This window comes from Paenibacillus sp. 01T47, from assembly GCF_056398245.1.
Genome location: NZ_JBFTPA010000017.1, coordinates 63366 through 75580, shown reverse-complemented (window position 1 = coordinate 75580; position 12215 = coordinate 63366). Strand labels below are relative to the sequence as shown.

At 45.9% G+C, this 12215-nt stretch carries 9 protein-coding genes; all 9 read right to left on the bottom strand.

Annotated elements, in window-relative coordinates:
- Positions 1–15: 15 nt before the first annotated feature.
- Positions 16–1824: a sensor histidine kinase gene (locus AC1DOV_RS26290; protein ID WP_477510368.1), complete on the bottom strand. Its 1809-nt coding sequence runs from the start codon at positions 1822–1824 to the stop codon at positions 16–18.
- A 305-nt stretch (positions 1825–2129) separates the two neighbouring features.
- Positions 2130–3716, bottom strand: coding sequence for a glycoside hydrolase family 43 protein (locus AC1DOV_RS26285; RefSeq protein ID WP_477551416.1), 1587 nt, complete (start codon positions 3714–3716; stop codon positions 2130–2132).
- A gap of 27 nt (positions 3717–3743) precedes the next feature.
- Positions 3744–5735: a YjhG/YagF family D-xylonate dehydratase gene (locus tag AC1DOV_RS26280; RefSeq protein ID WP_477551415.1), complete on the bottom strand. Its 1992-nt coding sequence runs from the start codon at positions 5733–5735 to the stop codon at positions 3744–3746.
- 28 nt (positions 5736–5763) lie between these two features.
- On the bottom strand, positions 5764–7227 hold the full coding sequence (gene gucD, locus AC1DOV_RS26275) for an alpha-ketoglutaric semialdehyde dehydrogenase GucD (RefSeq protein WP_477551414.1): 1464 nt from the start codon (positions 7225–7227) through the stop codon (positions 5764–5766).
- A gap of 31 nt (positions 7228–7258) precedes the next feature.
- Positions 7259–8134, bottom strand: coding sequence for a fumarylacetoacetate hydrolase family protein (locus AC1DOV_RS26270; protein ID WP_477551413.1), 876 nt, complete (start codon positions 8132–8134; stop codon positions 7259–7261).
- A 120-nt stretch (positions 8135–8254) separates the two neighbouring features.
- The gene (locus AC1DOV_RS26265) at positions 8255–9016 is read right to left on the bottom strand and encodes an IclR family transcriptional regulator (RefSeq protein ID WP_477551412.1); all 762 of its coding nucleotides are present in this window, start codon (positions 9014–9016) and stop codon (positions 8255–8257) included.
- Positions 9017–9279: 263 nt separating this feature from the next.
- Positions 9280–10098: an inositol monophosphatase family protein gene (locus AC1DOV_RS26260; RefSeq protein ID WP_477551411.1), complete on the bottom strand. Its 819-nt coding sequence runs from the start codon at positions 10096–10098 to the stop codon at positions 9280–9282.
- A gap of 53 nt (positions 10099–10151) precedes the next feature.
- Positions 10152–11096 carry a ComEC/Rec2 family competence protein gene (locus AC1DOV_RS26255; RefSeq protein WP_477551410.1) on the bottom strand — a complete coding sequence of 315 codons (945 nt, stop codon included), beginning with the start codon at positions 11094–11096 and terminating at the stop codon, positions 10152–10154.
- Between the two features lie 35 nt (positions 11097–11131).
- On the bottom strand, positions 11132–12214 hold the full coding sequence (locus AC1DOV_RS26250) for an ABC transporter ATP-binding protein (RefSeq protein ID WP_477551409.1): 1083 nt from the start codon (positions 12212–12214) through the stop codon (positions 11132–11134).
- Position 12215 lies beyond the last annotated feature (1 nt).

The following is a 12215-nucleotide window of genomic DNA, read 5'->3' as shown; positions in this document are numbered from 1 at the left end:
ACCTCCCCGAAGATATCACGTTCTGGGCAACACGATATAAACCGTTGTAAATACCCCTTGCCTGCTTCTAATCTTCAGTCCGTAATCAGGTCCGAATTTCAATCGGATACGCTGATTGACGTTGAATAGGCCTATCCCATCCGGCTTAAAGTCTTGTTGCTTCAATTGCCTTGCCAATTGACGGCTTCTGCTCCTTGATATCCCTTTTCCATTATCTTGGATAACGATCATAATTCCTTTTTTGACTGTCATAACCCTAATCGTCATTTTTGCTGACTGCGGATTTTCGCCAAATCCATGAAAAACCACGTTTTCTACGAGAGGCTGCAGGATCAACTTGATCGTTCTGTTTTTTAGAATCGACTCGTCCGGAATAAGAAACTCGATGTCAATTCGATCGTCATATTTTTTGTTCACAATATAGAGATAATCCCTGACGTTCTGAATTTCTTGTTCCAGCTCCACCATCTCTTCCGATTGCTTCATGGAATACCTTAGCAGACTGCTCAATGACAACACCAAATGGTTGGAATCCTCCGTGCTTCCACATACAATTTCGGTTTGCAGCAGTTGCAGCGTATTGAATAGAAAGTGTGGATTGATCTGGGACTGCAGCGTTTTAAGCTCTACCTCTTTTAGTGCAATATCTGATTGATAATTTTGTTTGACCAACGTTTCGATCCGGATGACCAGTTCCCTAAATTTGTCGCCTATCAAATCCAATTCGCGATACCTGTATTTATTCTTAATGATATAAATACTGTCTTCGCCAATCTTGTCCAATGTTGAGAGCAGTTGCCCAAATGGGCGGGATATCCGAGCGGTGTTCAAGATGGATATGAGGAGGTTGAGCAGCAAACAAAGATAAATAAAACCGATCAAGTTTGACTTCAGTGAGTCTGATTGTCCTCTGATGACAGACATCGGAATCGTCGAGATCATTCTCCAACCCTGAACGGCAGTAGGGTGGAATATAACAAGTGTCTCATTTCCGCCAAGCTCGGTAACGAAACTTCCTGAGTCGCTGGCATAAATAAGCTCGATACCTGAGAAGTCAAGTTTTGTCCCGATTGCCGTACTATCCTTATGGGCGATGATAGTCTGCTGATTATCGATCATAAAGATGCTTTCATTGTTTTGATAGGAGCTAAATTCAAACATCCCGTTGATTTTGGCTAAATCCAGATTAGCAATGACAGCCCCGATCGTTCTAAGGGTATAATCTTTAACCGGAAGAGCGATCGATAACGTCGGCATGTTATATTTTGAAATATTATTTTCTAAGTAATAGTCCTGCGTATGGAGTCCAAGCGTAATGAATCCTTTGTTTGGAGTATCCGAGATCGCCTGCCTAAACCAAGTTTGTTCGGTGAAAGGATAATCCCACCGAAGTGATTTTCTGCCATCTAGGTTGTTTACATAGCCATTTTTGCCCAAGATCAAAACATCACTTACCATTGATTGCAAGGAAGATACGCCAAATGCTAGGTCCGCGATATTCCTCTCATGCTGGATGCGTCCTGCGATATCCATTTCCCTGCCTGGATTCATCAAGCTTCCAACCGAATAATGGCCTGTTAGAAGAACGAGCGGGCGAGTCGCTTCTTCAAGATTGAAGCTAAGCCCGCGTGCTGCCTGCTCCATTATTTTGTAGCTGGATTGAGTGACTTCTTTGGTAAGACTTTTAGTTGAGTCCTGAACGGATAATAGTCCCAGCAACAATAAAAGTAGAATGTTTACAATTAAATATGAGAACATGATCGTTCGAATGATGGTTTTTCCAGGTAAGGAACTAATCAAGAATCTGACAGCATTGTTCATCATTCTGTCCCTCTTTCAAGCCAATTGTTTTGTTAGTGATTTCATTTCATAACCCCGAAGCCATACAGGATTGATCATTTTTAAGCCCAGAAAAAGGAGTACCTCCCCAAATCTTCAAGTGTTAAGCACACCACTAACACCGAAAGAAATGGGAAGGTCCTCAGATATATAGTATTCAACAAAAAAATCTATTTTTCCCAGCTGGATTTGTTGGTATTACCACCCGAGTCCACCTGCAGCTCTATTTACACAAAACCCACAACAAAGCTATGGGTCGTATAAGACGTAATATCTGCTGTAATCTTTATTTAATGATCCGTCTGCACATCATCATACTCATCATATCGAAAATAATCGAAATCAGCGTGCTTGCGTTCCCCGCTTAAGTCTTGGACGCAAACACCGATAAAATTGCCTGTAAAACGAATATAATCAGCATATTCATCAGATAAATGGCTAACATCAAGCTGTGGGCCAATCACAATCCATTCCCCTGTCTGGCCCGCATACATGAACCTGGCCATTTCACGCTGAATACTCACCTTCAATCGGTATGTTCCATCCGCAATTGGAATATCTTGATCCAGTATTTCGTTATAGATTCCATTTTCTGATTGTACAATCCCAATACATGTACCTAATTTCTCGTGATGAGTCAGGCGTAAATAGACATAATCACGGGTATCGTAGAACAGAATCAATCCCGCCATTTGCTGATAATGCTCTGGACGGTATTCAATGGATGTTTCCGCTTCACAATACATCGATTGCTGTCTACGCGCGACAAGACTTTGGCGATGCGTTGAACTCATGGACTCCTGGCCGCGAAGCCGCAAAAATCCTGGCCTTTCCGTTAAGGATAGCCAATCGGGACTTGCAGGGATGCGAAGGGTGTTCCATTGCAGCCCAAGCTGTGCTCTATCAAAGTGGTCGAGGCTCGGTTCAGCAGGGAATGGATGTGTTGGCAATTGAGGTGCTTGCACCACATATTGCGGCGAATTGGCTCCTCCGTCAACAGCGATCCAATCATCATCCGTCCAATGACAGCGCTGAATGGCCGTTTCTCTGCCGAGCATACATCGCTTATCAATCACAGGACGACCGACGAGGTGAACCATATACCACTCGCCGTTCTGCGTTTCCACTAGTGAAGCATGCCCCGCCTTTTGTAATTTCAATTCCGGCTTTCCCGCAGATGTCAAGATTGGATTCGCGGGATCAACTTCATAAGGACCATCGATATGCCGAGAACGCGCCATCGTGACAGCGTGTTCATATTGCGTTCCACCTTCAGCTGTCAGCAAGTAATAGTATCCATTTCGTTTATATAAATGAGGCCCTTCGGTTAATCTCAGCTGTGTGCCTAGAAAAATATTTTTCTTAGGACCAATAAGTTTCTTCTTTTCCTTCGAGTATTCCTGAAGAATAGTGCCAGCGAAAGAGTTTGTCCCTCTCCTATGATCCCAGATCATATTCACCAACCATTGGCGACCATCCTCATCATGAAATAAGGAAGGATCGAAACCGCTGCTGTTCAAATAAATGGGCTCAGACCAAGGCCCCATTATATCGTCCGCCGTCACCATATAATTATGAGTATCCTTGAAGGCTCCCGTGCGACTTTTTACATCTGTATAAATAAGATAGAAAACGCCTTCATGATAGCTTAAGCATGGTGCCCACGCGCCACCGGAATTGATGTTGCCTTCCATATTCAATTGTGAAGAACGTGTCAATATCGAAGTGAGCGGACGCCAATTCACCAAATCCTTGGAATGGTGAACACGTACTCCCGGGACCCATTCAAATGTCGAAGTTGCAATATAATAGTCTTCTCCTACACGCAAGATAGATGGATCAGGATGAAATCCTCGCAGTATGGGATTGTTAATCATGTTCCCCAACTCTCCTTTAAATCTTGTTTAACTGTTCATTATTTCCTGGCCTTCTGCCGTGTTCATACCCGCTTCCAGCAGTTTGACGATTCTGTCTACGTCATAGACGCATCCCCGCCATGTGCCGCCGCTCGCTGCTTGCAGTGCAGCCCATAACCGAGTGTCGTCAGGAAGACCAGGGTCTTTCGCGAGATCGGGATGAGGTTTTCTAGAAGCCAATACATTCGTTCCCACTTCCGAATCCTCCGGCACCTCACCGCTGCCTACCATTTCGACATGTCCCTCTAATTGACGGAGGTCGATACGGATGTCAATCCAATCGCCATTGCGAAGCTGGCCAACGGGTCCGCCAGCAAGGGCCTCGGGTCCAATATGACCTATACAAGCGCCAGTTGAGACGCCCGAGAAGCGTGCGTCTGTAAGCAGTGATACTTCTTTGCCGAAGGGCAGATGTTTAAGCGCTGAAGTCAGCTGATAAGTCTCTTCCATCCCCGTACCCGATGGGCCGCGCCCAATGAGTACCATAATATCCCCGGTAACGATGCCTTTGTTTTTTATCGCATGGATTGCCGCACGTTCCGTCGTGAACACTTTCGCCCTGCCGACGTGGCGATAGACCCCATCACTGTCAACCATTGAAGGATCAATTGCAGTCGATTTAATAACAGAGCCCTCGGGACAAATGTTTCCTGTCGGGAAAGTCACAGTCGAGGTCAGCCCTGCTTGTTTGGCGCGTTCCGGGTTGAAGATGACGCGGTCTGGATCAATCCCCTCGTTCTCCAGCAAATGCCGGCGCATGCGGTGGCGGCGTTCTGACGATTCCCACCAATCCAGCGTCTCCCCAATCGTATTGCCTGTTACCGTAAGCGACTTCTCATCCAAAACGCCAAGTTTGCGCATATGCAGCATAACCTCAGGTACACCGCCAGCAAGGAAAGCTCTCACTGTCGGGTGATGTTCTGGTCCATTAGGAAGAACGCTGACTAATCGTGGGACGCTGCGGTTGACTTCTGCCCAATCAGCGACAGTTGGCAGGGAGAGCCCCGCCGCATGTGCGATTGCAGGAATATGGAGCAGCAAATTCGTTGATCCGCCGAAGGCTGCATGAACGGCCATCGCATTTCGAATGGCATGATCCGTTACAATTTGGCCTGTCGTCAGTCCGCTCTCCGCCATTTTGAGAGCAGCTCTCGCAGATTGCCTTGCCATTTCCTCCCACACCGGCTGTCCTGACGGTGCCAGTGCAGCATGAGGAACGGTCATACCAAGAGCCTCCGCTATCACCTGTGCCGTTCCCGCTGTTCCTAAGAACTGACAGCCTCCACCAGGTGTCGCGCACGCGCGGCAACCGAGATCAGCCGCTTCCTCAAGCGAGAGTTCACCATTCGTATATCTCGCGCCAATCGTTTGAATCTTGCCTGCATCCTCGCCTTGGGTCGGTGGAAGCGTAACGCCGCCTGGAACAATTACGCCAGGAAGTTTACCCATCCCTGCCAGAGCCAACATCATGGATGGTAATCCTTTGTCACAAGTGCCTACCCCCAATACGGCCGAGCGTTGCGGCAAGGAACGGATAAGACGTCTTAATACCATGGCCGCATCATTGCGAAACGGCAGTGAATCGAACATCCCCGTCGTCCCTTGTGAACGGCCATCACAAGGATCGCTCACGAAACCCGCGAAGGGCACGCCACCAAGACCTGTGATTTCCTCCGCTGCGGCTTTCATCATGATTCCAACTTCCCAATGTCCCGTATGATAGCCAAGAGCGATCGGGCGGCCGTCCTCATCTCGAATGCCGCCTTGGGTTCCAAGAATGAGTATTTGCTTTCCCAAAAGCTTCTTCGGATCCCATCCCATGCCAACGTTCTGTGTTAATCCGAATAAATCACCGCTTGGTGAATTACGAAGCATATCCGGGGTAAGCGGCAAGGAGCCGCTTGGTCCTGGAGCATGCGTATAGATGTCAAAATAAGAATCAATATCCTTGCCCATTATCGTTTCGAAGCCTTCATTCATTTCACACCATCCATCCCTTGTGTTGTCATTATGGCTTAATGAATACGGTTTTGATTGAAGTATAGAATTCAATAGCGGCTTGGCCTTGCTCCCTTGAATGCGAACTGGACTGTTTCATACCCCCGAACGGTGCTTGAAGCTCAACACCGGCTGTCTCTGCATTAATACGGATGAGACCCGCTTCCATATCTTGAACGAACTGCAAAGCGTTTCCGATATTACGGGTATAAATTGATGCGCTAAGACCATAATCCGTATCGTTAGCAATCTCTATCGCTTCTTGAATATCGTTCACTTCGATTAGTGTAAGCACAGGCCCGAATATTTCTTCTTGAGCAATCGACATTTTTGAAGTCACTTTATCAAAAATCGCTGGCGTGACATAGAAGCCATCTGATAATGCGCCCTCAGTTGGTCTTGTGCCGCCATACAGCAATACTGCCCCTTCTTCTACACCCTTACTAATGTAAGATAGAACGGTTTCCATTTGTTTTTCATTCGCACATGGGCCTAACCATGTCTGTCCATCCATTCCATCTCCAACCTTCAATTCAGTCACCTTCTGGAGCAGCTTCGACTTGAACTCCTCATAAACATCCTTCACTACGATAACTCGGCTTGTCGCAGTGCACTTCTGGCCAGTAGAACGAAGACCCCCGCTAATTGTCGCTTCAACCGCAAAATCAATGTCTGCATCTGCCGCAATTAGGATCGGGTTTTTACCGCCCATCTCCAGCTGATACTTAGCCCCGCGCGCCAACGCTGCTTGCCCTACCGCTTGCCCTACCGCATTGGAGCCCGTGAAGGTGATTCCGTTAATATCAGCATGTTCCGCAATACCTTGACCAATGACGCTGCCACTGCCTACGATCATATTCAGAACACCGGCTGGTAAGCCTGCATCATGGAAGCATTGCATAACTTTCGCTGCTGTAACCGCTGTTTCCGTTGCTGGCTTCCATACGACCGAGTTCCCATATATTAATGCAGGTGCGATTTTCCAAATAGGAATAGCAACTGGGAAATTCCAAGGGGAGATCACCCCTACCGTTCCGAGCGGTGACCTTGTAGTATACAAGAAAGCATCTGGATCGGAAGAAGGTATAACATCACCAATTTTACGCATGCCTTCTCCTGCATAATAACGCAGAATGGCCACTCCACGTGCCGTCTCGCCCTTCGCCTCGGGTAATGTCTTACCCATTTCCCTCGTCATCGCTTCACCGATTTCATTCATTCTACTTTCCATAATATCGGCTGCTTTGAACAGCAAATTACCCCGCTGTGATCCCGTTAGCTTACGCCAAGCAAACTTGGCCGCCTTTGCAGCTGCAACAGCATCCTCTAGATCCCGTTTAGTCGAATCTGGGATCATACCTACGACTTCGTTTTTATTTGCTGGACTTATACTTTTCTGCGTTCTGCCGCTCTCGGAGCTTCTCCATTCGCCATTAATGTAGTTGTTATATATGGCGTAATTTATTTTTACCATTTTAATCTTCCTCTCTTTTTTAAATTGCTATTTAGGCCAAAACAGCAGTATTCACTAGTGTTCCAAGGCTGGTGATTTCGATTTCAATGACATCTTCAGGTGCAAGTGTGAACTGATTCGGAGGAACGATACATGTACCCGTGAGGAGGATCGTACCATCGTACACAATATTATCCCTGAGCAGAAAGGAAACGAGTTCCTCCAGCTTGCGTTTAAGCTGTCCCGTGCTTGCTGATTCATCGACTACTTTTTCTCCATCTCTGTAAATCCGCAAAGTGATCTGCAACTGGTAGGGATCTTGAATCGTTTCGGCTAATCTTATGATCGGTCCAATTGAGCATGATTGTTTCCAAACCTTGGCTTGCGGAAGATATAACGGATTCTCTCCTTCAATATCGCGGCAGCTCATATCGTTGCCAATAATGTATCCTACAATATGGCCTCGCTTATTTAAAACCAAACCAAGCTCCGGTTCCGGAACCTGCCAATTCGAGTCGCTTCTCAAGCAAACATTATCAAAATGGCCAACCGTCCGAGCTGCTGTAGATTTCATGAACAATTCTGGCCTTTCTGCATCATACACCTTGTCATAGTAGGTGGATGCATTTAGCTTGCCGCCAGTCGCCTCATAATTTCTAGCTTCCTTGCTGCGCGCATAGGTTACACCGGCTGCCCATACTTCAGGGGCAGCTACTGGCATAAGTAATTCAAGACTAGCAAACTCCCTATCCAGCGGCTGATTTGAACGGATCACATCATTCACGTCTTCAAGTGGTGTTTTTCCTGCCTTCTCGATTCGTTCAAGGAATGATATAAAGTCCGAATCCGCCAATTTGAATACCTTATCCTCGTCAGTTACTGCTGCCAAACATTGCTCTACGCCATCACGATATCGAATAATTCTCATTTTAACCTCTCCTTGTTTTATAATATAAAACGACGTTCTCAAATTATAATATAGATCGACTTGCTTTCATCGCATGTCGATCTAGCATTAACTCAATAGTTATTGCTCAGGAAGCTCATCTTAGAACTGATAACCTAGCTGGCGAGAAATTTCACTCGTTTCCTGCCGAATCAGGTCAATTAAATGTGCCAGTTCTTGATCATCAACGTGTGCTACCATGGTGGATATGCTCATCGCCGCTATCACTTGTCCGTTATGATTGTATATCGGAGCAGCGGCACACCGGACCCCCGGCTCATTCTCCTCATTATCAATAGCATAACCTTGCTTCCTGACTTGCTCCAACTCTTTCCAAAAAGCTTCGGGGTTGTCGATCGTCTTATCCGTAAGCTTAACAAACGTATGTCCTTCCGCAATCTGCACCTGTTCTTTGATAGACCGGAAAGCCGCCAATACCTTACCCACGGCGCTGCTATGCAAAGGTATTCTGCGACCGATACGTGAATAACGAATTGCAGCCTTATGCCCCTCTACTTTATCAATGTATATCCCTTCTTTTCCATCATCCATAATGACCAAATGTGTCGTTTGGCCAGTGGCGGCAGATAAAGCCCTAAGATGCGGTCTAGCGATTTCCCGAATATCAAAATGATTGAGAAGCAATTGTCCTTTCTCTACAAACCTCATCCCGAGGCGGTATTTCCCAGTCTGCTCATCCTGTGTAATGTAATCATGAATTTGAAGCGTTTTCAACAATGAATGAACTGTACTTTTGTGCAAATCCATTTCTGAGCTTATTTCAGACAGTTTGTACTCCATATGATGCTCATCGAATAAGTCGATAATTTTCAGTGCTCTATCCAATGCTTGAATGATGGGCATATTCCTTCACTCGCTCCCCTCCTAGAAGTGGTTTTATATTATAAAACCGTGTTCTAAAATATTGTTGGGTAAATAATAGCAAACTCTAATTGCAATGTCCACCCTCTGTTATCATACAGCGGACCATCTTTTGAAAGCTAAAAACGCGTCACAGCTCAACGAATCTATTTTTGTTTCGATAACAAAAACAAAAATGACGCTCAGGAAAATATTTCTTGGCGTCATCTTTATGTTCTTTTATATTCCTGCTTCCTTTAAAGCTCTCACTTCAAAACAGCTAACAAAGAATGGTGAATGTACGAATTGGAGGCAACTAGCGTATCATCGCTCAATTTAAATTCATTTCCGGCACGGTTTGATATCTTCCCACCCGCTTCTTGAATAATAATCAAGCCAGCGGCGACGTCCCAAGGATAAAGCCCATCATGCCAAAATCCAGTCAATCTACCCGATGCCACTAAACATAAATCTAGGCTAGCAGAGCCAATAATACGCACATCTCTAGCTGCACCCGTTATTTTTGCTATCTGCTCCACTACGATTGAATTGGCTTTCCATTCCTTGGCCGGGAATCCCGTGCCGAGCAGAGCTTGACCTAACTCTTGCTCCTGACCGACTTGAATCGGAATGCCGTTCAGAAACGCACCGCCATGTATCCGGCCGAAGTAAAGCTCATCCGTTACCGGATTATATACGACTCCACCTATCGGAACTCCATCCTTTATGATGCCAACTGAAATCGCAAAATGAGCCATTTTATGAATAAAATTTGTTGTCCCGTCGATGGGGTCAATAATCCACCCGTATCCTGAAGGCGGCTGCAGCAATAAATGATGAGAGTCTTCTCTGCCGCCATCTGTTTCTTCCGATAAAATCCAGTGGCTTGGATAATCTTTAATAATTCGATTACGAAGCAGCTCTTCGCTTTGCATATCTACTATTGTTACAAGGTCGGATTGATTTTTCTTTTCATGAATTTGAAGAGGCTGCTTCATGAGCTCCAAAATCAATGCACCTGCTTCTTTCACATATCGGACCGCATCCTGCATCATCGTATCTTCCATTTCTAGCTGTTCGTTCATTACTACACTACTCCTATCACAACTAGATTAATAATAAGTTTATGAATCCATAGTTAAAATCCGATTTGAACCTTTAAACTTCCATTTTCGATTTCGAGCTTCTCACCGAGGGCTAGGCTGCCCGTCAAATAGAACGTTGCGTCTGTATTGGAACGAAGCTCCTCCCATTCATTCAGAAAAGCCGAAGATCGTATGACGCTAATGGGTATAATGCAATGCTTCGGTTGTATCCAAGATAATATGCGCGCATTAAAACCATCCTGCAGCCCATGATGAGAGACCTTTAAGATTGAGCTTCTAATGTCTATTCGCTGTGCTAAACGCTCCCATCCCGGCTCCAATAAATCACCGCCAAAAAGAACATTCGAATCCGGCTCCTCCATGCAGCTAAGCCGATAAACAGAACTATCATGATTGGACAGCTCAAAAAATTTGGCGGTATTCTCAAGAATATAATCATCCTCGTAGCATGCTGAGTTCATGCCCGCTTCAAATAAAACATCAAAAGCCGGCAGGCGATCGCCATGCCATGGATACAAATGAGTGAAGACAACGCCTTCCTCTGACCAAACGATACTGTCCTCGCTAGATCCATAGGCGCTCCGCCATATAATTTCAGTCCCTTGCTCGCTTAATACGTGAACCAGCTCCAAATAAGAGGCAAGCATAGCGAATACTCTTTTTGTAAAATCATCCCCTCGTTCTTGAACCAGCTGCTCTGGCGGAAGGATGAACGGTTCATAGGGGAGAATAGCTTTGGTTACTGATTTCACTCGGGCGATATCCAAAAGCCCATTAACATGATCCTCGTGGATATGCGTTAAAATCATCCAGTCCAATTGTTCAACGCTGTTACGGTTCATCCATGATAAGGGATGGTCTTGAACAGGCGAGGATTCACCGTCTCCCCCATCGATTAAACAAATTTTTCCTGAAGGGAGCACAATGAGGTGAGCATCTCCCCAGCCTACATTTAGAAACTGAACTTTAGCGCGCATCGTATCTCAACACCTTTATGGTTAGTTTCGTTGTTTCACCTTTCCATAGGCAGCAGATGAATTTTTTGCTTATCTACAGACAAATGCACGGTGCCCTGCAGATACCCGCGCACACTTGGGCTCGAATCATCCACAATCCACTGCAGCGGCGATCCATCGATCCAATAACGAATCATCCGTCCTTGAAAGCTGCTTCTTTGAATGCTCCCGCTCCAAACGTTCTCCTCTCCATTTGTCGCTTCGCCTATTAAAATACATTCCGGTCGAATGACCAAGGTTACTCTGTCGCCGGACCGAAACGGATAATCGCCACGATGCACCTTTAGCACCGAGACATCGCATTTTATGATCAATTCGTCTCCTTCTATCGCTGCAACTTCACCCTCTATAAAATTAGCTGTCCCTACAAAATCAGCTACAAACTTATTATTCGGTTTAAAATAAATGTCCCAGGGCGTCCCAACTTGCTCGATACGCCCTTTGTTGAACACAGCAATCCGATCAGAGATTGCCAAAGCCTCATCCTGATCATGTGTCACGAAGATAGCTGTAATTCCCAAGCGCTGCTGCAGCTCTCTAAGCTCATTTCGTACTTCAACTCTCATTTTGGCATCCAGGTTGCTTAGCGGTTCATCCATCAATAATATCTTCTGTCCCATAATAAGTGCTCTTGCAAAGGCAACTCGCTGCTGCTGTCCGCCGCTAAGCGCTCTAGGAAGACGATCCTGCATCCCTTGAAGTTCAAACATATTCAGCATCGCATCCACTTTCTCCCTCGCTTCTTGCCGAGGAAGCTTCATAAGCTTTAAGCCGTATGCAATATTTTCATACACGGTCATATGCGGGAAAAGCGCATATTCTTGAAAGACTAGCGGCGTATTGCGTTTGAATGCCGGAAGCCCGTTCGCTTTTTTGCCTTGAATATATATTTCACCGGCATCCGGTTCATAAAATCCTGCAATCAGCCGCATCAGCGTCGTTTTGCCGCAACCGCTTGGCCCGAGCAGCGTAGTAAAGCTGCCCGCCGGAATATCGAGGGACACTTGACTGATCGCCTCAAAATCACCAAATCTTTTCGACATATTCGTAATTTGAATCATCTGTTCCTCTGTCTTCATG